At 44.1% G+C, this 20,387-nt stretch carries 24 protein-coding genes; 11 read left to right on the plus strand and 13 right to left on the minus strand.

What is annotated here, in order from left to right:
• Nucleotides 1-124: 124 nt before the first annotated feature.
• Both PYW33_RS02475 and PYW33_RS02480 read right to left on the minus strand, forming a co-directional pair.
• Nucleotides 125-547, minus strand: a complete 423-nt coding sequence (locus PYW33_RS02475; protein ID WP_004645120.1) for a protein tyrosine phosphatase family protein — start codon at nucleotides 545-547, stop codon at nucleotides 125-127.
• Nucleotides 540-875: a protein tyrosine phosphatase family protein gene (locus tag PYW33_RS02480; protein ID WP_004281596.1), complete on the minus strand. Its 336-nt coding sequence runs from the start codon at nucleotides 873-875 to the stop codon at nucleotides 540-542. The genes PYW33_RS02475 and PYW33_RS02480 overlap by 8 nt, the downstream gene beginning before the upstream one ends.
• A gap of 125 nt (nucleotides 876-1,000) precedes the next feature.
• Between PYW33_RS02480 and PYW33_RS02485 the strand changes: the two genes are divergently transcribed.
• The 3 genes from PYW33_RS02485 to PYW33_RS02495 are packed head-to-tail and all read left to right on the plus strand — an operon-like array spanning nucleotide 1,001 to nucleotide 2,778.
• Nucleotides 1,001-1,897, plus strand: a complete 897-nt coding sequence (locus tag PYW33_RS02485; RefSeq protein ID WP_004645122.1) for an alpha/beta hydrolase — start codon at nucleotides 1,001-1,003, stop codon at nucleotides 1,895-1,897.
• Complete coding sequence (gene trxC / locus PYW33_RS02490; protein WP_004645123.1) at nucleotides 1,898-2,329, plus strand: thioredoxin TrxC; 432 nt, start codon at nucleotides 1,898-1,900, stop codon at nucleotides 2,327-2,329.
• An 8-nt stretch (nucleotides 2,330-2,337) separates the two neighbouring features.
• On the plus strand, nucleotides 2,338-2,778 hold the full coding sequence (locus PYW33_RS02495; RefSeq protein WP_370940778.1) for an acyl-CoA thioesterase: 441 nt from the start codon (nucleotides 2,338-2,340) through the stop codon (nucleotides 2,776-2,778).
• A gap of 59 nt (nucleotides 2,779-2,837) precedes the next feature.
• On the opposite strand, the gene PYW33_RS02500 is transcribed toward PYW33_RS02495, so the two are convergent.
• Both PYW33_RS02500 and PYW33_RS02505 read right to left on the minus strand, forming a co-directional pair.
• Nucleotides 2,838-3,341, minus strand: a complete 504-nt coding sequence (locus PYW33_RS02500) for a DUF4442 domain-containing protein (protein ID WP_004645125.1) — start codon at nucleotides 3,339-3,341, stop codon at nucleotides 2,838-2,840.
• Nucleotides 3,342-3,366: 25 nt separating this feature from the next.
• On the minus strand, nucleotides 3,367-3,855 hold the full coding sequence (locus tag PYW33_RS02505; RefSeq protein ID WP_004281601.1) for a YajQ family cyclic di-GMP-binding protein: 489 nt from the start codon (nucleotides 3,853-3,855) through the stop codon (nucleotides 3,367-3,369).
• Nucleotides 3,856-3,946: 91 nt separating this feature from the next.
• Here PYW33_RS02505 and PYW33_RS02510 point away from each other — a divergent pair, with 91 nt between their 5' ends.
• Entirely contained in the window at nucleotides 3,947-4,261 is a 315-nt protein-coding gene (locus PYW33_RS02510) for a rhodanese-like domain-containing protein (RefSeq protein ID WP_004645126.1), read from the plus strand.
• Nucleotides 4,262-4,391: 130 nt separating this feature from the next.
• On the opposite strand, the gene mnmC is transcribed toward PYW33_RS02510, so the two are convergent.
• From mnmC to PYW33_RS02530, 4 genes are read right to left on the minus strand one after another with little or no spacing between them, the layout of a single operon-like run.
• A complete protein-coding gene (mnmC, locus tag PYW33_RS02515) occupies nucleotides 4,392-6,290 on the minus strand; it encodes a bifunctional tRNA (5-methylaminomethyl-2-thiouridine)(34)-methyltransferase MnmC2/FAD-dependent 5-carboxymethylaminomethyl-2-thiouridine(34) oxidoreductase MnmC1 (RefSeq protein ID WP_004645127.1) in 1,899 nt (632 codons plus the stop codon).
• A gap of 39 nt (nucleotides 6,291-6,329) precedes the next feature.
• Entirely contained in the window at nucleotides 6,330-6,839 is a 510-nt protein-coding gene (locus PYW33_RS02520) for an SH3 domain-containing protein (RefSeq protein ID WP_004645131.1), read from the minus strand.
• Between the two features lie 5 nt (nucleotides 6,840-6,844).
• Complete coding sequence (locus PYW33_RS02525; RefSeq protein WP_004281605.1) at nucleotides 6,845-7,147, minus strand: YciI family protein; 303 nt, start codon at nucleotides 7,145-7,147, stop codon at nucleotides 6,845-6,847.
• Nucleotides 7,148-7,175: 28 nt separating this feature from the next.
• The gene (locus PYW33_RS02530; RefSeq protein WP_004645132.1) at nucleotides 7,176-7,787 is read right to left on the minus strand and encodes a septation protein IspZ; all 612 of its coding nucleotides are present in this window, start codon (nucleotides 7,785-7,787) and stop codon (nucleotides 7,176-7,178) included.
• A 44-nt stretch (nucleotides 7,788-7,831) separates the two neighbouring features.
• On the opposite strand from PYW33_RS02530, the gene PYW33_RS02535 reads away from it, so the two are divergent.
• Nucleotides 7,832-8,683, plus strand: a complete 852-nt coding sequence (locus PYW33_RS02535; protein ID WP_004645133.1) for a PHP domain-containing protein — start codon at nucleotides 7,832-7,834, stop codon at nucleotides 8,681-8,683.
• Between the two features lie 84 nt (nucleotides 8,684-8,767).
• Here PYW33_RS02535 and PYW33_RS02540 read toward each other — a convergent pair whose 3' ends face one another.
• Nucleotides 8,768-9,679, minus strand: a complete 912-nt coding sequence (locus PYW33_RS02540; RefSeq protein ID WP_004281608.1) for a bestrophin family protein — start codon at nucleotides 9,677-9,679, stop codon at nucleotides 8,768-8,770.
• 64 nt (nucleotides 9,680-9,743) lie between these two features.
• Complete coding sequence (gene radC / locus PYW33_RS02545) at nucleotides 9,744-10,445, minus strand: RadC family protein (RefSeq protein WP_004645135.1); 702 nt, start codon at nucleotides 10,443-10,445, stop codon at nucleotides 9,744-9,746.
• Nucleotides 10,446-10,558: 113 nt separating this feature from the next.
• Between radC and coaBC the strand changes: the two genes are divergently transcribed.
• The gene (coaBC, locus tag PYW33_RS02550) at nucleotides 10,559-11,833 is read left to right on the plus strand and encodes a bifunctional phosphopantothenoylcysteine decarboxylase/phosphopantothenate--cysteine ligase CoaBC (protein WP_004645136.1); all 1,275 of its coding nucleotides are present in this window, start codon (nucleotides 10,559-10,561) and stop codon (nucleotides 11,831-11,833) included.
• A 229-nt stretch (nucleotides 11,834-12,062) separates the two neighbouring features.
• Entirely contained in the window at nucleotides 12,063-12,575 is a 513-nt protein-coding gene (locus PYW33_RS02555) for a hypothetical protein (RefSeq protein WP_004281611.1), read from the plus strand.
• 50 nt (nucleotides 12,576-12,625) lie between these two features.
• On the opposite strand, the gene dusA is transcribed toward PYW33_RS02555, so the two are convergent.
• Nucleotides 12,626-13,651: a tRNA dihydrouridine(20/20a) synthase DusA gene (dusA, locus tag PYW33_RS02560; protein WP_004645137.1), complete on the minus strand. Its 1,026-nt coding sequence runs from the start codon at nucleotides 13,649-13,651 to the stop codon at nucleotides 12,626-12,628.
• A 274-nt stretch (nucleotides 13,652-13,925) separates the two neighbouring features.
• On the opposite strand from dusA, the gene PYW33_RS02565 reads away from it, so the two are divergent.
• Nucleotides 13,926-14,570: a hypothetical protein gene (locus tag PYW33_RS02565; RefSeq protein WP_004645138.1), complete on the plus strand. Its 645-nt coding sequence runs from the start codon at nucleotides 13,926-13,928 to the stop codon at nucleotides 14,568-14,570.
• A gap of 15 nt (nucleotides 14,571-14,585) precedes the next feature.
• Here PYW33_RS02565 and PYW33_RS02570 read toward each other — a convergent pair whose 3' ends face one another.
• Entirely contained in the window at nucleotides 14,586-15,773 is a 1,188-nt protein-coding gene (locus PYW33_RS02570) for an MFS transporter (protein ID WP_004645139.1), read from the minus strand.
• A 983-nt stretch (nucleotides 15,774-16,756) separates the two neighbouring features.
• Here PYW33_RS02570 and PYW33_RS02575 point away from each other — a divergent pair.
• The 3 genes from PYW33_RS02575 to PYW33_RS02585 are packed head-to-tail and all read left to right on the plus strand — an operon-like array spanning nucleotide 16,757 to nucleotide 19,668.
• Entirely contained in the window at nucleotides 16,757-17,884 is a 1,128-nt protein-coding gene (locus PYW33_RS02575; RefSeq protein WP_004645141.1) for a Re/Si-specific NAD(P)(+) transhydrogenase subunit alpha, read from the plus strand.
• Between the two features lie 11 nt (nucleotides 17,885-17,895).
• Nucleotides 17,896-18,219, plus strand: a complete 324-nt coding sequence (locus tag PYW33_RS02580) for a proton-translocating transhydrogenase family protein (protein ID WP_004281642.1) — start codon at nucleotides 17,896-17,898, stop codon at nucleotides 18,217-18,219.
• 3 nt (nucleotides 18,220-18,222) lie between these two features.
• Nucleotides 18,223-19,668 carry an NAD(P)(+) transhydrogenase (Re/Si-specific) subunit beta gene (locus PYW33_RS02585; RefSeq protein WP_004645143.1) on the plus strand — a complete coding sequence of 482 codons (1,446 nt, stop codon included), beginning with the start codon at nucleotides 18,223-18,225 and terminating at the stop codon, nucleotides 19,666-19,668.
• Nucleotides 19,669-19,935: 267 nt separating this feature from the next.
• Here PYW33_RS02585 and rsfS read toward each other — a convergent pair whose 3' ends face one another.
• Nucleotides 19,936-20,343 (minus strand): ribosome silencing factor, encoded by a 408-nt coding sequence (gene rsfS / locus PYW33_RS02590; RefSeq protein WP_004645144.1) that lies wholly within the window; start codon nucleotides 20,341-20,343, stop codon nucleotides 19,936-19,938.
• Nucleotides 20,344-20,387: the final 44 nt, after the last annotated feature.

Consider the following 20,387-nt stretch of genomic DNA (forward strand, 5'->3'; position numbering starts at 1 on the left):
TTTTATGGGAACTAAAATTTAAAAAAACTAAATTGATGTTCCCACACTCACACCCACAGTCGGCTTTAGATTCATCGAGCTACAGCCTGTAAAAGCCAAACTACAACATAAAATAATCAATAACTTACTCATGAATCAATCCTTGAGATTTAGCCTGATTAAACAAGGCCGCTGAACGTGTGCCGCTTCGGCAAACCATCAAAATCGGTTTAGGCAGCTCATTATAATATCGAGCAAATTCTTCAATATTCGCCTGAGAAAGTTGGCCACTCATTACAGGCTGATAAATCACACTCACTTGAGATTTCTCTGCAATGGAGCGTAATTGACTCACCGTGACACTATTACCAGTTTCCTGATCAGGACGATTTACAATCACAGATTTGAAACCTTGCTGAATCAATTGCTGAAACTTGCTTGGTGTCATTTGCCCCGTAACACTCACCGTAGAGGTCAGCGCACGGCTAAGATCATTTGCAGCAAAAACAGGTGTAATACAGCTAAAATAGGTTGCCAGTACCACACCTTTCCAAAACGACTTAATCATCCAGCAGGTCCATCTGTTTTGCCAGTTGATATAAGTTATTCGAGCGGTTTCCAGTACGACAGAACATCAAGATCGGTTTTGGCAACTCATTATAATGATTGGCAAAAGTGCGTACATCAAGCTCAGTAATCTGACCGGCTACTACTGGCTGGAATACATAATCCAGACCGGCATTACGTGCAGCTTCCTCGATTTGTGCACTGGTTGGCTGCTCGGAACCACCTTCCATGTCCGGACGGTTGTTGATAATCGATTTAAAACCTTTCTCAACCACTTGAGTTACGTGTTCAGGACCAATTTGACCAGCAAAACCTACATTTTCGCTCATGACGCCACTCCATCATTTCATTTATATCGATATGCTTTATGATAGCATTAAGCTGAAAACATGCTGAACCTGTTCTGAAATTTTTATAAATGATGATAACCATAAGATAACGCAATGGAGCGCGTATGCAGGCTTATACAGTTGAACCACTGTATGTCAAAAGCGGTCAGGAAGTGATTGCTGCAGATTTTTATCGGCCTAAAAATATAGAAAAACCGGCCGTAATCCTGATGGCTCATGGTCTGGCTGCCTTACGTCAATTTAAACTGGTGCAATATGCCCAGCGTTTTGCCAGTGCCGGCTATGCGGTGGTTTTATTTGACTATCGCTATTGGGGCGGCAGCACTGGGCGTCCACGTGAACTGGTGTCGATCAATGCCCAGCTCGATGACTGGCGAACCATGATCAGACATATTCAGGAACGCAAATCGATTGACAGTAAACGGATCGTGCTCTGGGGTACGGCCTTAAGTGGTGGGCATGTATTGACACTTGCAGCAGAGCTGAAAAATATTCAGGCGGCGATGGTACAGGTGCCTTTTGTCGATGGGGCTGAAAGTGCCCAACTATATCCTTTACAGCAACTCCCCAAGGCGCTTAAAGTTTCCAGTCAGGATTATATGGGGGCCAAGGTTGGTATGGCACCAAAAACCTTACCTGTAGTTGATCCGCATGAGCTATGTTTTATGCCGACACAGGACAGTTATGAAGGTTATCTGTCGATTGTCAATCCGGATTATTACTGGAGTGGTCATATTCCTGCACGGGCATTCTTTAAACTGATGCGCTATCGACCGATTCAGGAAGTCAGAAAGATTAACATTCCAGTCCTGTTTATTGCGGCAAAACTGGATAGTCTGATTCCCATTGAATCCAGTCGTGAAGCTGCGACCAATATTGCACCATTTGTGCAATATCATGAGTGGAATATCCGGCATTTTGATATTTATCATGGGGAATGGTTTGAAAAAGCAGTTTCGACCCAATTAGAATTCTTACATCAACATATTGGAGTGCGCTAGATGATTATTGTATGTCCGGAATGTCTGGCCAAAAACCGTGTCCCTGAAGATAAACTCACTGCCAACCCTGCTTGTGGTCAATGTCATCAAGCCCTGATTCCACTGGTACCAATTGAGCTGAATGAACAGAATTTCAGTCAATTTGTCACGCATAGTGATTTACCGATTCTGATTGATCTGTGGGCAGACTGGTGTGGGCCTTGTAAAATGATGGCACCGCATTTTGCGACTGTTGCGAAGCAATATCCAAATGTAGTTTTTGCCAAAATTGATACCGAAGCCAATCCGCGTTTAAGTTCGGCATTTCATGTTCGCAGTATTCCGACGCTGGTGTTAATGAATAAAAGTAACGAAATTGCTAGAATGAGCGGTGCATTACGGTCAAGCGAGCTGCAAAAATGGCTTGATCAGCAGTTAAATACCCAACCCTAATTCTTCAAATGCCCGGAGTGAATGTGTCAGATTCTCAAGTAAGACCAGAGGGGATCCTTTCCCTACAGACGATCGCAATGCCTGCAGATACCAACTGGAGTGGTGATGTCTTTGGTGGCTGGATCGTTTCACAAATGGACTTGGCAGGCGCGATTCACGCAGAACGATTTTCAAAGGGACGCTGTGCCACGATTTCGATTAACCAGATGACTTTTCTGGTGCCGGTGAAAGTCGGGGACGTGATTAGTTGTTATACCAAAATTTTAAAAGTGGGCAAGACCTCTATCCAGATGGAAATCGAGGTTTGGGATAGTCATGATGATTCACGTCCACCAATTCGAGTGACTGAAGGTGTATTTACCTTTGTTGCAGTGGATGTCAAAGGCAACAAACGTCTGATTCCAGAAGAAGCGAAACAGAAGCTTTTAGAATCGCAATCAGCACAATGATGACTTGAAATAAAAAATCCCAGATTTGATCTCTGGGATTTTTTTGTCTAAAGAAGAAATTATGATTTCTTGAGTTGGCTCTTGGCAATCCAGGCCCAGAGCATTTCACATTGAATCGGAGCTTCACCTGATTCATCCGTGACGGTGACCTGAACCAGGGTTTCACCTTTATCCGAGTTTTGCATCAGGGCTTGCTGCTCCGACGTGAGCGTAGCAACAGCAGTCATGGCACCGCGTGTCGGGCGCTTAAAATCAACCTTTAAGCTTTTGATCAGTACAATTGCTGTATCCGGAACATTCATTGCCGTCACAAAGCCGGTCGCTGTTTCTGCCAGCAGGGCCATTGCACATGCATGGATTTGTCCGATATGGTTCTGCATGGCTTTATGATTGGCCATACTTACTACCACTTTGGACGCACTCATTTCCTCATAACGAATCTTGGCAGAGCCGACCATCGGGACCACCCGGCCAAAAGTTTTACTTAACAAAGCAGTACGAATGCCTTGCGGTAATCGTGCAGTGGCTTTGACTAATCTGGCTAATCGGTTGTTCTTTGCCATAATTCCTTCTACAGACGTTGCTGTCTTAATCTTTAAAGTTATTGAACTGTAAAGGCAAACCAAATTGCTGTTCTTTCAAGAATGCCATTACTTGCTGCAAGGTATCGCGCTTCTTGTCGGTTACACGAATCTTGTCACCCTGAATAGAAGATTGCGCCTTAATCCCACTTTCTTTAATGGCTTTATTAATTTTTTTTGCGGTATCTGAGTCAAGTCCATCTTTAAGCTTGATCACTTGAATCACATTTTTGCCAGAAGCCGTCATTTTTTGTGGATCAAGCGCTTGAATATCGACTTTGCGTTTAAAGAAATGACTTTCCAGCATGCTATAGACTTGTTCACACTGGAAATCGCTTTCAGTCGAGATTTTGATTTCCTTGTTTTTTTCATTCAGTTCAATAGAAACGTCCTGACCACGGAAATCAAAGCGGGTCGCGATTTCTTTTTGGGTGTTTTGAACTGCATGATTTACTTCAAAAATTTCTAATTCAGAAACAATATCGAAAGAAGGCATAGTTTAGACCTTTACAAAGGGAAAGAATATCTGAGATGCTAGGGATGTTTTCTTCATTTGCCAAGTGTTGTTTACATCAAAGGAGTGCGCAATGATCCGTAAACAAGAAATTACAACATTTGAGTTCCCAGAAAATGCAATTATCTGGGATGTACGCGATTCAAGTGCTTTTGCTGAAGCACACGTGAAAGGGGCGGTGAATCAGCCTATTAACGATCTTTCAGCAGAGAGCCTAACTCAGGTGTCAGCGGATCAACCCATTTACATCTTGTGTGGTGGGGGCAGTAAAGCTCCACGTGCTGCTGAAAAGCTAGAGGGTTTTGACAGCTCACGTGAATATGTCATTCTGATGGGTGGTACTCGTGCTGCCCGTGATGCAGGCTTACCGCTTGAACAGAATGCATAAAGCCTTCTGTTAATAAAAAAAAAGCGCCGCAAGGCGCTTTTTTAATGGGTGAGATTTAATGCCTCCCAATCTCCCTTTTCTAAAGGGTGAGAAGCATTGCTTCGCAAGGGGGATTCATTCAAAATGGTCATTAAATTTGTGGTCTAAAATAAGGCTTCTTGACTTTCACTTTCTTTTGAAAACGGGTCACACTGAGTTTTTTTACTAAACTGGATGGCACCGGACAGGCTTCGCCGAGAATCTGGGCTGCCAGAATTTCACTGCAGAGTGGCGCAAACAGAAAACCTTTGGAGCCTAGACCGGCAAAGCTGTAAATTTCCTCATCTGCTTTCATCTTGCCGAGCAGGGGGAAATAATCCTGACTTTGCGCCCGTACCGATGCACGACCTTGCCAGGTATCGGTAGAAGCTAATGATTGTGCATATTCTGGGAAGACACTATGGATCAGTTCGTAGTTATGCACATGGTCTTTTGCTAACACCTCGGTATCATCCCGGCCTGGATAGAAAGAAGCACCCAGAATCAGATGCTCAGCGTCCAGTTGCATACAATAACCGCCATAGCTATAAGCCGTATTCTGACTTAAGGGCTGATTTTGATTATTAACCCAACTGACCTGTCCACGAATCGGTTTCAGAGCTGGATAATCTGCAAAAAATTGTGTTGTTTCTCGTGCAGTACAGACAATGACATGATCGAATTCGCCTAGATCCTGTTCATCTGAAAATAGCTGAGGTTTTGTAGCAGCTTCAATATGGCTAATTTTGGTCTGTTGATATTGAATATGAGGATGCAGCAAAATCTCCTCACGCAGTTGATGAGGTGAAACTGCACCAGCTTCTAATAGTTTTAAACTTGGAAATTCGGTTTGAACCTCTTGATCTTCTGTATCTTGTACAGCAAGAATTTCTTCAGGATATTCATCTGCTAATCCTAAAAGCTGTTCAGGATTTTTTAAGGCCAGTTGATTCACCTGAATCGGGCGGAAAGCTTTAAATTTTTGGTAATGATTTAAGGCATGTTGCCAGGCCAATGTCATCAGATGTTCAGCACTTTGCTCAACCGGACAGAGTTTGGGATTGAGCAAAGCCAGTGGATTGCCAGAACCTCCTGAGAGTGGCGCTGACTGGTCGTAAATCGTGACTTGATGACCACGTTGAGCGAATGCCCAGGCTGTACTTAAACCGGCGATTCCAGCGCCAATCACAGCGATTTGGCTAGGTCTGATATTGGTCTCTGTATCTCGCTCAGTTTTTTTTTGAGTGATTTCTTGTATTAATGAACTTTCAGTCTCTTCAGCCGGATTCCAGATCGCTTTCAGCATTTCACGCTTATGCTTAAAACCACGTGGACGGGAAATTGAAATCCCATGATTTTTTAAGCCACGTTTTAAAACGCCAGCAACACTGAAAGAGGCGAAAGTTGTCCCAATCTCGGATAAACGTACAATATTATTTAAAACATTTTCTTCCCACATGTCCGGATTGCAGGAAGGTGCAAAACCATCCAGAAACCAGGCGTTCACCGGCGCAGTTTTTTCTATCACCGGGAAAACATCATGTGCATCACCCAGCCATAGATCCAGACTGAATCGTTCTTCAGGAAAACTGAGACGATGACAGCCGGCAATTGGCATCGGATATTGAGAGATGAGGTGATCAGCTAAAGACTTGAGTTCTGGCCAGGCATTTAAGGCTCGAATCAGATCAGCTTTGGAAAGAGGAAATTTTTCAACTGAAATCGCATGCAGATGACTGTGATTGTCCGGACGCACCTGTTGCCAGAGCTGCCACAGGGCCAGAATATTTAAACCAGTACCAAAGCCCGTTTCACCGACACAGAAATATTCAAAAGGTTTTAAATCTGCCAAACGCGTACTGAGATCATTGCCATTTAAAAAGACATGCCGGGTTTCCAGCAAGCCATTGTCTTTGGAAAAATACACATCACCAAATTGCTTGGACACAGGCACATCAATGCCATCCACCAATTGCCAATCCAGATCGGCAGTTTGAATTGCATGCGACAAAACGGGTACAACCTTAAAGATATCGGGAAGGGCTATAGCTTACCATTGACGACGACGTTTGGTATAAACATAGCTCGCGATCAGGAAGCCGAGCAATACACCGACAGCCAGTGTTGCAGCGCCGTAGAGGAACATCTGCGCACTGCGTTCACTTTGCAGCACCTGTACCTGCACCCCAAGATTATCATTCTTGAGCTGTAATTCTTGATTTTGCGATAGTGCTTCCAGATTGGCTTTTTCCAGTTGCTGCAAACGGGTGGCCTGATCTTTGACCAAAGCTTTCACCTTGGCATCTTGCTGGGCTTTGAGCTTGGCGATTTCTTCTGCAGTTAATGGCTTATTCTCGGCAGGTGGCACCGGCTGGGCAGAAGATGCTACGGCAGGAATAATGGCAGGTTTCGGCGTAGACTGGGTTTGGGAAGTCACCGCTGTCCCTTGAGGTTGTGCTGTCTGATTTTCCTGAGTCACAGGAGCAGGCGCAACTTCGACTGCCCATACTGGAGAAATCATAAAACATAGGCCAATGATACTGGCAGTAACAACACGCATGAACCTTATCCTTGAGGGAATGCTTTATTGAATGGTTTAACATCGATGTGTTCGTACACACCTTCTTTTAAGAAAGGTTCATCCTGTAGCCATGTATCCAGCGCTTCACGACTGTCAAAGTCGACAATAATGGTACTGCCATAAAAACCGGCCTGTGGATTGGCTGGATCCTTAGGCATGGCACCTGCAACAATCAGGCGGCCTTCAGCATTTAACTGTTCCAGACGTGCAAGATGTTGTGGACGAATCGCGAGGCGTTTTTCAACTGTACCTTCCCGATCGGTACAGCTAACGACGAATAATGGCATGATGACTCTCAATCGTTTGTAGTTGGACTTATTCAGCGGTCTTAAAGTATTTGCGCAATACAATAAACTGAATAATGATAAAGGAAAACATCACGATCATGTCACCGAATGCGGTAAATTCACCCCAATATTTTCCATCCATCCACAAATAGGCGAAAAAGGTATGCAGAAATGACATCAGTACGAACATGGCAACCCAAGCATAGTTCAGCTTGAACCAGCCTTTTTCGCTTAGATTGAATACTGGACCAAATAACCGCTGGATCAGAGGCTTTTTATCCTTGCTAAACCAAGGGGATAATAAAAAGACCCCGGCAAAGACCAGATTCAGTAACACGGCTTTTAGACGGATATAAAAATCATCGCTGAGGATCAGGGTGATGCCACCAAAAATCACCGTCATAAACAAGACAATCCATTGCTGCTTGTCCAGACGGAATTTTTGCATGACAAATAACGCACCATAGACGACCAGCATGGAAATAATCAGACCTGTGGTTGCAACAAGAATATTATTATTGTCGACACCCCCCGCAGAACCGATCAATTGCAGCAATTGATGGTCAGTGTCTTTTGGATCTACAGTTTTATATAAATAAAAGAAAATAATGAGTGGCACAAAGTCTAAAAGTGCTTTCATGTTAGAGTATCTAAATCTGATCAAATAAATGTCATAGTATAGAGATGCACGGCGTAGATTTACATACACATAGTAATATTTCTGATGGAACTTTCAGTCCTCAGCAATTGGTCGAAGCGGCTGTGGAAAAACTCGTCCATACTTTGGCCCTGACGGACCATGACACCATGGACGGTTTGGCATTGGCTGAGGAAGCCGCTAAAAATCATGAGATTAAGATCATTTCTGGGGTGGAAATATCCAGCCAATGGTCACGCCCTGCCACCAAAAAAAACTATGGCGTGCATATCGTCGCGCTAAATATGCAAAATCCTGAGCCTTTACAAAAAGCCCTCAATCAGCAAAAGAAAATCCGGGCTGAACGCTCTAAACAGATTTGTGATCTGCTGGTTCCTTTAATTGGGGAGGATATTTATATTGATGTGCTCGCCAAAGTAGACAATATCTCTGATCGGGTGACACGGACGCATATTGCCAAAACGCTGGTAGAAAAGGGGATTGTGAACCGTGCACAACAGGCTTTTGATAAATATATTAAGGAAGGCAAGAAAGCCTATGTCAAATTTGATGGCTTGAGTCTTGAAGACACGATTCATGTGATTCATGAAAGTGGCGGCTTCGCCGTGCTGGCACATCCGACCAAATATGATTTATCTGCGACCAATATCCGCTACCTGATTGAAATCTTTGCCAAGTTCGGTGGAGATGCGGTGGAACTACCCCCGGCAATTGAGCCAAGTTCCACCCGGCAGATGGTGGATCGAATGATTGCTGAACATGATCTTAAAGTTTCGATTGGCAGTGATTTTCATGGCGATCATATGCCCTGGATTAAACTCGGTAATGTCCCGAGTCTTAAACCGGGGCAGGTCGGAATTTGGGAGAGTTTTGTTTAGTCATTCCTTTACCTCGATCTTTTTCATTTGAGAGAAGATTTTCCCTTCGCTACTAATAGCAAAGGGCGAGGAAAGAATTATAAATTATAGCAAATTATGATCTTTGGCCTGAATCGGTGGTGGCGTTGGTTTACCCAACGTTCCTAATAGTTCAATTTCAATGGTACGCACCATCGAGTCCAGAGGCAAGTCGTTGCTTTGAGTACCAAAAGGCTCTTCAATTTCCGAACTTAAAGCATCCAGTCCCAAAAAGGTATAGGCCAAAATTCCGACCAGCAAAGGCGTAAACAGACCAAGCGTTGAACCCAGACTAAAAGGCAAAATAAAACAGAAAAAATAGACGGTGCGGTTGAGCAAGACCGAATAGGCAAAAGGCAAAGGCGTTGTTGCAATCCGGTCACAACCGGTCTGGACAATACTTAGTTCTGCTACATGATTATTCATCTGCATATAGATGATGTCGGAGATTTCACCTTCTTTGAGCGCCTGCATTAACTCCCATTGAATCAGGCTTAAGGTATATTGCGGCGCATTGGCCTGCTGATAGAGTTGGGTCACAGCCTGCTGGCTCATGCCGCTGGTTTCCACCAGTTCCGTCGGATTGGCTGTCTGATGGCGTAGCCGGTCACGGAGGACATTGGCAAAGACAATCACATGCTGAATTACACGTTCACGGCGACCTTGGGACAGCATCCGGCAATCACGGTCAAAATGACGAGAATTGGCAATCAAAATGCCCCAAAGTTTGCGCGCTTCCCACCAGCGGTCATAACAGGCCGAGTTCTTAAATCCGAGAAAGATCGACAGTACCACTCCAATCAGGGTAAAGCCGACCAGGGGTAATTCTGGAAAATGAAAATAACCAATATGTGACAAGCCACCGATGATGGCTGACATCAGCATCACTACGCCTAAAGGTGGCAAAACTTTAGGTAAAATCGTCCCCCGCCAGGAAAACAGCAGTTTAAAAACAGTCGGCTGGTCACGTACGATCATTTATTGGAATCATCACAATTTTTTCATGATCTTGTTGAGTTGTGCCTGCTTTGTCAAGTGCTATTCAATACTGCATTTCCGGTTTGATGAGTTGCTGCTCAGCAAAGGAAAAACTGCCCTCCAAAGCGATAATGCAATGGTCAATCAGATGAATATCTACCAGCTGGCAGGCCTGCTGAATCTGGCGGGTTAACAACAGGTCGGCCTTGGATGGAGAGGGCCGACCCAGCGGATGATTATGCGCAATGACAATCGAGGTCGCCTGTTGGCTAATGGCATAACGTAGTAATTGATTAATAGAGATATCACATGCATTCACTGAGCCATAAAACAGTTTTTTAAAGGCAATTTTTCTTAAACTGGCATCCAGACACAGCACGGCAAATACCTCCTGAGTTTCACCGAGCAGTTCAAAACGTAAGTAATCTCTCAGCCGTTTGGAATTGGTGAGTTCTAGTGCATCCTGTTTCAGGTGCTCGGCTATGTAACGCCGTCCCAGTTCCTTGACGGCCATCAGTTGGGTATATTTACTGATGCCCATGCCATGAAACTGGCTGACTTCCTGTAAAGGTGCATCCAGTAGCGCAGTCAAATGACCAAAATGCTGAATCAGCAAACGCGCCAGATCAACTGCCGAATGTTGCTGAGAACCGGAACGTAGAAAAATGGCCAGTAGCTCGGCATCGGACAGACTTTCTGCGCCATATTGAATTAAGCGTTCTCGCGGCCGTTCTTGTTCCGGCCAGTTTTTAATAGAAAATTGCATAGTTATTAGACTTATTTATTATGAATTATCAGTTTTCCCGCAAGCTGATCTCTTGGGGATGCGATTATTTAATGCTATTGTGAGCCCCACTGCAACAGCAAGGTAATCTGTTCGTGAGCTTTGATCTAAGTGTAATTCCTCATAAAAATATCATTTTGGCCGTTACTGGCGGTATTGCTGCCTATAAAAGTGCAATTCTGGTTCGTCGTCTGAAAGATGCCGGATTTGATGTGCGGGTCGTCATGACTCACGGTGCACAGGCTTTTATTACACCTTTAACCTTTCAAGCCTTATCGGGCAATCCTGTACATACCGAATTGCTGGATACTGAAGCAGAAGCCGGCATGGGCCACATCGAGCTGGCACGTTGGGCAGATCTGTTGCTGGTAGCACCGGCCAGCTGTGACACCTTGGCAAAGTTTGCCGCAGGTCTGGCTGATGATCTCTTAAGTACTTTATATCTGGCAACAAAAGCACCCGTCTGGGTGGCACCCGCCATGAACCAGCAAATGTGGGCGGCGAAAGCAACGCAGCGTAATCTTGCGACACTGATCGAAGATGGTGTGCATGTGATCATGCCGGACGCAGGATCACAGGCTTGTGGTGATGTAGGTTTGGGCCGGATGCCTGAGCCGGAAGATTTAGCGCATCAGGTAACCGAATATTTCCATAAAGCCCAACGTGCGATTGCGGAAAAATTTGGCCTGCTTGCTGGTAAACAAGTCACGATTACCGCAGGCCCGACCCGCGAAGCGATTGATCCAGTGCGTTATATTTCCAATCACAGTACCGGAAAAATGGGCTTTGCATTGGCTGCCGCCTGTTATGCAGCAGGGGCAAATGTCACCTTGATTGCAGGGCCGGTCAGTCTGGATACCCCAAATGGCGTAAAACGTAAGAATGTTTCTTCTGCCGTACAAATGCTGAATGAAAGCATGCAGATGCTGGAAAATGGTTGCGATATCTTTATTGCGACAGCTGCAGTAGCCGATTACCGTGTGGCAGAAGTAGCCGAGCATAAAATCAAGAAAGCTGGTGATGAACTGAATGTAGCCTTGGTGAAAAATCCGGATATTGTCGCCACCATTGCCCAGCAGGAAAAACGTCCATTTATGGTCGGATTTGCTGCAGAAACCCGCAATATTGAAGAATATGCTGCCGGAAAGCTGGTCGCGAAAAAGCTGGATATGATTGCCTGCAATGATGTTTCACGTGCAGATATTGGTTTTGCTTCGGATGAAAATGCCATGACAGTATTCTTTGCCGAGCATTATCAGCTAGACAAACGTGATCTGGAAAAAGCCTCCAAGCAGGAGATTGCCCAGCAGTTGATCGAAGCTATTCATGATGCCCTGTATCGTGATCCATCCAGTGATGATGATTTTTAAAATGATCTGTATCGAAAAAACCCTGAATCCATCAGGGTTTTTTTATAGCTGATTTTTTATCATTAATTCAAAAAAACTATAGAAACCATAAATATTTAGTCTTAATCGAAGCGCTGTTTGTTTATTGTTTTTGCAAAAAAGCATAAAATGGGTCACAGAATAAGCAAAGATAAAAATACTGTATATATCGGCTATAAGCAGGAAGTGGAAAGAAAAAAGAGGGGGCGCTATGAAAAAAATCATGATGTTATGGATGGTCGCCTGTCTGGCTGGATGCAGTTATTTTGTCTCGATGGATGAACTGGCCAGAAATATTCAAACGCAGATGCAACGTGAATTTAATTCCAATCGAGATTATCAACACTATCGTTTTACCGTGAAAAAGGTCAAAATTGTCCAGCGTCAGGGGAATGAGTTTCAGGCCATTTCTCATCTGAATTATCAGGGTGAGGAATATCCCATTCATGTAAAAGTCTTTAAGGTAGATGGCGGGTATAGTTGGTCGATTGAAGATGATGCCTTTGCTTTTATTGATGAAATTGAAATTGAAAAATATCGTCAGCAACTGGATCGAGAATTACAGCAACTGGCCTCAGCCTTGGATGATCTGGAACCTGTAGATGAACCGAACCAGAATGTCTCCGGCTCTCTAATCACACCAGTGGCTGAACCTGCATTACAAGATGTTTCTTATCAGGAAGAGCCGATTCCGGTCGGCAATATCACGGCGTATACGCAATAACTCATGCGCAATCGCTATAAAAAAGCACCGATCATTGGTGCTTTTTGTGTTTAGGACTCAACTTGTTGATGTTCACGTACATAATCTTCGGTACGCTGCATCGCTTCCTGAATATTAAAAAGTGCAGTCTCTACATCTTTCAAGGTTTTGGCATTACCACCGCTTAAAGCCTGACGCCATTTACGTGCACCCGGCAAATTCTGGAACAGTCCTAAAATATGACGGGTAATAATGGATAAAGGTGCACCTTCGGCCATGCGCTGGGCAATATAAGGCAGCATCTGTTGCATAATGTCAAAACGGTCTGGTGCATCCAGATTCCATAACTGGCCCAGTTCAGCCAGTAAGTAAGGATTATGATAGGCTTCGCGGCCAATCATCACCCCATCCACATGTTTGAGATGTTCCAGCGTTTCGGCATAGGTTTTAATTCCGCCGTTGATCTCGATGAGCAGATCAGGACGATCCTGTTTTAAACGGTAGACATCTTCATAACGTAGGGGTGGCACGTCGCGGTTTTCTTTAGGTGATAGACCTTTTAATAAGGCAATCCGCGCATGCACGATAAAATTATTGCAGCCGGTTTTGGCCACGGTATCGACAAAATGCAGCATCTCTTCATAAGATTGCATATCATCAATTCCGATCCGGTGTTTTACGGTCACTGGAATATCCACCGCATGACGCATTTCAGCAATACATTCTGCGACTAGATCAGGCTCCGCCATCAGACAGGCACCAATTTTATTATTTTGTACCCGGTCACTTGGGCAACCTACATTTAAATTGACTTCGTTATAGCCCCAGTCCTGCGCCATCTTGGTACAGATTGCCAGATCTTTTGGATTCGAGCCGCCGAGTTGCAAAACGATTGGCTGCTCTTCCGCATTAAAGTCCAAATGACGTTTGGCATCACCATAAATGATCGCACCTGTGGTGACCATTTCAGTGTACATAATCACATTCGGGTTAAACATACGTGCAAAGAAACGATAATCTTTGGTGGTCCAATCCATCATCGGCGCAACACTGATTCGTGGTTGAAGTTTATTTTCAATGGTGGTCAGATCAGTCATTCAAAATCACGCCTTAACGAAATGGAAGAAAGAAGAAGCAATCCATGCGATCACTCAGCTATTGGTTCTTGGCTAAAACCGGATCGGCTGACGTCGCAAAAAGAGGGCGTAATACTAGCATAAAATCAGAAAAACCACTCGGCGAACTTAAACCAAGCCAATAAATCCAGGGAATGAAACAAGAAATAAAATTGGAATTCCCAGTCAGGTTGGAATGGTATATTTTGATAGGAGAAAGATGAAGATAAAAACGCTAGAAATAAGGAGAATAATCATGTTGTTATTGGAGGAAATTTATAAAAGCCATAAAGCACAAAATTCGGCACATTTTAATTTAAGAATTCATCGGGGCTTAGGCTGGTTTAAAAAATCGCTAGACCTGGATCAGGATCTGGATTTTAAGTTTATCAGCCTGTGGATCAGCTTTCAGGCGATTTATGCAGATGAGAGTGATCTAGTTCAAGATCAAAGCAAGCTACAGCAGTTTCTGGAAATGCTCTGCCAAAAGGATCTGGATCAGAAAATTAATCATATTCTCTGGGACAAATACCACCAGCCGATTCGCTCACTCTTGGCCAATCCCTATGTGGAACAAAGCTTTTGGGATTATCGCCATCAGAAAATTAGTCTGGAAAGCTGTCAAGCTGATCTGGAAACACAGAAAAAAAATATACAGCATGCTTTAAAAGAACGAAATTCTGTTGAAATTTTAGCTGGAATATTTCAGCGTTTATCTACCTTGCACCATCAGATAATGCAGGGTGGCGCCACGTATCACAGCTCGCTGAATTATAAATCATTAGAGGAAAGCTGCCGGATTCTGGCAGCCTTATTGCCGGTTTTTATCTGTATTTTATTGGAAAATTCACAAACTCTTGATCTGAATAAGCCTTATTATCCGGCGGCGCAAGTCAGCTAAATATAGTCAAAATACTTATGCAGTTGTTCTGGCCTGATACCATTGATCCAGCAGGGCGAATAAGGTAGCGCACAAAGCTAGCCCAAGTCCTGCCAGACAGGTCATGCTCCAGCCACCGTGATGCCAGGCATAAACCCCTAAGGCTGAACCACATGCACCACCAATAAAATACAAGGTCATATAGAGTGAATTGACCCGTGATTTGGCATCCGGGCGCAGGCGGAAAATTACGTTCTGGTTACAGCTGTGCGTAATCGCGAGTCCAAGATTTATCAGCCCATAACCCAAAATATAACTCAGCAAAGACACTGCACCAAAATATAAAAACAGCCAGCTCCCCACCAGGATAGAACAGCCGATCCAGCTCAGTGTTTTGATATGGCCACGATCGGCCCATTTGCCAATGAACTGCGTGGAAAGTGCGCCAAATACACCGACCAGCGTGACCAGTCCGACCATGACATCAGAAAGCTGAAAAGGTTCCTGCGTTAGCAGTAGAGCGATGGTGGAGAACAACATACTCATGGCAGCAAAAGCACACGCACCTGTCAGTGAACGCAATACCAGACGTGGTTCCTGCTTGAGTAATATCCCCATAGATTTAAAAATCGCTGTATAGCTGATTCTCAGACGTGGCAGGCTCGGTAGTTTTCCTTTCAAATAAAAACTTAAAGCCAGCATACTTATGCCACTGACGATATAAATCATTTTCCAGTGAAACAGGTCGGAAAGTAATCCGGCAATACTGGTCGAGAGCAGAATGCCCACCAGTAATCCGCTCATCAGGAAGCCCACCACTTCTCCGGTTTTTTCCGGTTTGACCGCCATGGTGGCCAAGGGAATCAGAATCTGTGCAGCCACGGAAAACAGTCCGGCAATGATAGTGCCGACCCAGAGCATCGGCAGATTCACTGCACTGGCACAAATAAATAAACCTGCTGCCGCACCCAGCATGAGAAAGGGGATCAGTTTGGTTTTATTTAGCATGTCCCCTAAAGGCACAATAAACAGCAGGCCCAAGGCATAAGAGATTTGAGCAAAGGTGACGGTGAGCGCTACTTGTGATTCAGGCACCTGATAATACTGCTGAATCGATGAAATCAGCGGCTGGCAATAATAGTTAGCGCCGGCACATAAGCCGCATGCAATCGCCATCAGCCATAATAAGGGCTTATTTTGACTAATATCGAGGGGCGTGTGCATAGGGCTAACCTTGTATTCAGACCGGAAGAACTTAAATGAGGAATGAGAATAATGTTCAAATTGAGGGCACTATAGGCCAGAAGTTCTTGCTTTAAAAGTAGAGAAATATTGCCAGCATTGAAAATTGTTAGAACTCAGGCAGCTTAATGAAAGAAGTGCAATTTCAAATAGAAAGTATGAGTGAATATTTACAGAATTTTTTATCTTTTAATGATGGGGTTGCTTCATTAAAGCGCAGCTTAAAGTAAAAACAATAAAAAAGAGCACTGAGGTCAAAAAAGTGGAATATTTACTCTATTTTATTGCGCAAATTTGGTGCGAAAATGAGATTTTCCATTTTGAATCAAGTTCAGTACATTAATATAATAAATAGTCATCCAGCTTTTTTTCTACCCTTTATCTGACTGTTTGAGACCTGAGTCTTATAAAATTTTAGCGATTACTTTTTGTCAGATCTATTAATTGTGTCTGATGAAGATCTGCTCAAATCAAATTCTATCATTTCATAAAATACGATTTTAACATCTAAAAACAGTGCTCTTGCTTGAGTGCTAAATCTGTCAAAAAAGTCAAAACTAAAAAAACGGCGCAGCTAAAGTGCCGCTATCTATAGGGACTAGAGAAATTGAAAGTCTGCTTCTAAATCAGGAAATACAGCAATCATTGTCAGAATCATCAATGTAACAAAATAAATCAGAAATCTGCGCTTATTTACACCAGTAAAATCTGGATATTTCATTCAGCGGAATGAATATCGTTTATAAAAGCATCGAATATGAATAGCCGTTGAATTAAATAAATGTGCTATTGCAGCATCATTTTTATGAATCATCAGTTCAAAATATAGGTATTTATTAAATAAATAGTAGGTGGTAATTTCAAACAGTTTGATTAGAATCCAAAAATTCAACAAGAACACATCCTGAGGGGAAGCATCGTTTTACACGATGTTTACTTAAGAAAAATTAGCTTGAGGAACGCTCATGCAGATCGGAATTCCAGCCGAAACTGTTGTCGGTGAAAATCGCGTCGCTGCGACGCCAGAGACAGTAAAGAAATTGATCAGCGCAGGACATAGCGTGATTATCGAACGTGGTGCAGGGGTTAAAGCTGCCTATATCGATAGTGCCTATGAACAAGTTGGTGCCAAAATTACGGATGATGCCTACACCGGCAGTCAGTTGATTTTAAAAGTTCGTGCACCGAAAGGTGAGGAAATTCAAAAACTCAACCCGAATACCACTATCGTGGCAATGTTTGATCCTTACCGTAATACTGAGCTTGACCAATTCGCGGCACAAAACGTGTCTGCATTTGCATTGGAACTTTTGCCACGAACCTTATCTCGTGCGCAGAACATGGATGTCTTGTCTTCTCAAGCCAACCTTGCAGGTTACAAGTCGGTGCTTTTGGCTGCGGCTGAATACCAGCGCATGTTCCCGATGCTGATGACTGCTGCGGGTACGGTTAAACCGGCTCGTGTGGTGATTATGGGTGTCGGCGTAGCGGGTCTGCAAGCGATTGCCACTGCAAAACGTTTAGGTGCCATCGTTGAAGCCACGGACTTGCGTCCAACTGCCAAAGATCAGGTTGAATCTCTGGGCGGTAAATGGCTAGACGTGCCGATGTCTGCTGAAGAGCAGCAAAAAGCGGCTGATGCTGCCAAAAATGGTTATGGCTGGATGCCGGGTGAAGAATACATCCGCGATCAGGCTGCAATTGTTGATAAAGCGGTATCAAATGCTGACATCGTGATTACCACAGCGCTTTTACCGGGCCGTGATGCACCGCGTTTAATCCGTGCTGAAACAGTTGCGAAAATGAAACCAGGTTCAGTAATTTTGGACATGGCAGTAGAGTCTGGCGGCAACGTCGAAGGTTCGAAATGTGGCGAAACAGTCCATACCGACAATGGCGTCAAAATTCTCGGCATTCCAAATATTCCGTCGACTGTATCAACTGAAGCCTCTGCTTTATACGCTCGTAACGTATTTAACTTCGTTGAAACACTATTTGATGCAGATAAGAATTTTGTCCTGAATCAAGAAGAAGAAATTCAAAAAGCCCTACTCGTCACTCATGGCGGCCAAGTGCTGCTGAAACGTGGTTAAGGAGAAGACTCATGGTTGAAACAATTACGATTTTTGTCCTTGCCATTTTCGTAGGTTACTACGTGGTGTGGGGTGTAACACCAGCATTGCATACGCCGTTGATGGCGGTCACCAATGCCTTGTCATCGATCATTATTGTCGGTGCAATGATTCAGACTGTTGGCCTGCCGGTGATTGGCGTTGAAGGTAGCGTGGATTTCCAGACCATTAACGTGGTGAGCGTACTTGGCGCGATTGCAGTATTCCTGGCGAGCATTAATATTTTCGGTGGCTTTGCCGTGACTGCTCGTATGCTGGAAATGTTTAAACCTAAGCAAAAGAAAAAAGAGGGTTAATCCATGGAAATGATTCGAGAATATGCGGATTGGTTCTACCTGATTGGTGCCGTTCTTTTTATCCTGACGCTACGTGGTTTATCAGGTCCTAAAACTGCGATTGCCGGTAACCGTTACGGGATGATCGCGATGGCCATTGCGGTCGTGACTACCTTCTTTGTGGCTGAGAATCCAGTGGTCTGGATGATTATTGGTGCAATGGTACTGGGTGCAATCGTGGGTATTGCCCGTGCACGCACAGTTCCAATGACCCAGATGCCTGAGACTGTAGCGTTGATGCACTCATTGGTGGGTCTGGCTGCGGTCTTGATTGCTGTCGCTGCCATTATTCACAACAACAAATTGATTGAACTAGGTCCAGACCTGTTGGCTGCCAATGGTATCAATTTTCATGAAATGAGTCGTGTTCATTTATTTGAACTATTTGTGGGCTGTTTCGTAGGTGCGATTACTTTTACAGCATCAGTCTTTGCTTACGGCAAACTGGCTGCAAAGAAATGGGCGAAAACCATTTCAGGTGCATGGGTGAAACCGGTTCAGGCAATTATCTTTATTGCAATGTTAGGTTTTGGTGTTCACTTCTTCCTGACTGGCAATATGACCTCGTTCTGGGCGATGACAGGTCTTGCGCTGGCATTCGGCTGGGTATGGATTGCACCAGTCGGTGGTGGTGATATGCCAGTGGTGGTATCGCTACTCAACTCATTCTCGGGTTGGGCAGCAGCTGGTATTGGTTTTACCTTAGAAAACAACATGTTGATCGTTGCAGGCTCACTGGTGGGTTCTTCAGGTGCTATTCTGTCTTACATCATGTGTAAAGCGATGAACCGCTCAATCATCAACGTTTTGTTTGGCGGTGCGATGGGCGGTGCAGCTGCGCCGACAGCAGGAGCAGGTGAACAGGTCCAACGTAATCACCGTTCTGGCTCGGCAGATGATGCAGGCTTCCTGATGTCAAATGCAGACAGCGTGGTGATTGTACCGGGTTATGGTATGGCGCAAGGCCGTGCACAAAATGCGGTAAAAGAATTGGCTAACTTGCTAAAAGAGCAGGGCGTAACGGTTCGTTTTGCGATTCATCCTGTAGCAGGTCGTATGCCAGGTCATATGAACGTACTACTTGCTGAAGCGGACGTACCGTATGAAGACATCCTGGAAATGGATGAGATCAACTCGGACTTCCCGGCAACAGATGTAGTGCTAGTGATTGGTGCGAACGACGTTGTGAACCCTGCGGCGAAAGATGATCCAACATCGCCAATTTATGGTATGCCAATTCTGGAAGCCCATAAGGCACGTACGATTATGGTGATCAAGCGTTCTATGGCAACCGGTTATGCGGGTCTCGACAATGACTTGTTCTATAATGACAAGACCATGATGATCTTTGGTGATGCCAAGAAAGTGGTGGAAGATATGACTAAAGCCATTAATGGTACGGGTCACTAATCATCTAAATCATTAGAATCCTCCTAAGTCCCCCTTTTAATAAAGGGGGATTTTTTATTTTATATCTTGGGAAAAGGATGATTGAGTGATCATCGAACGTCTATGTTGATGATGAATTGATCCTAAAATACCAATCAAATCGGTGCATAAGACAAGATGGAAATTAAAAAATAGCGAACAGATTGAGTTGTATTAATGCTTATAAAGTTAGATGAACAGGCAATAAAAAAGCGACCTACACAGGTCGCTTTTTTGAATATTCGGTTTTTACGCTACAGAGTCAGTATCTGTAGGATTGCGCCATAAGCTTTCTAGGTCATAGAATTTACGCGCTGTTGGAAGCATACAATGAACCACCACATAACCAAGGTCGATGAGGATCCATTCAGCATCACGTTCGCCTTCAATACCAAGAGGGCGGAAGCCAGCTTTACGTGCTTCTTCAGCAACGTTATTGGCCAATGATTTGATGTGACGTGTCGATGTACCGCTTGCAATGACCATAGCATCAGCCACATTACTGATACCGCTGACATCAAGCTCAACAATTTCTTTTGCTTTTACATCTTCAAGTGCAGCATGTACGACTTTTAAGCAGTCCTGTACAGCTTGAGAATTTGAATTCATAGTAAGATCGTGAGAATTAGAAGCGCTGGGCGATGGTTCTAAATTCATGGGGAGTGTAATTTCCTAACAATTATGCATGGTCTAATATAGCG

It is taken from the genome of Acinetobacter lwoffii (assembly GCF_029024105.1).
Lineage (GTDB): Bacteria > Pseudomonadota > Gammaproteobacteria > Pseudomonadales > Moraxellaceae > Acinetobacter > Acinetobacter lwoffii.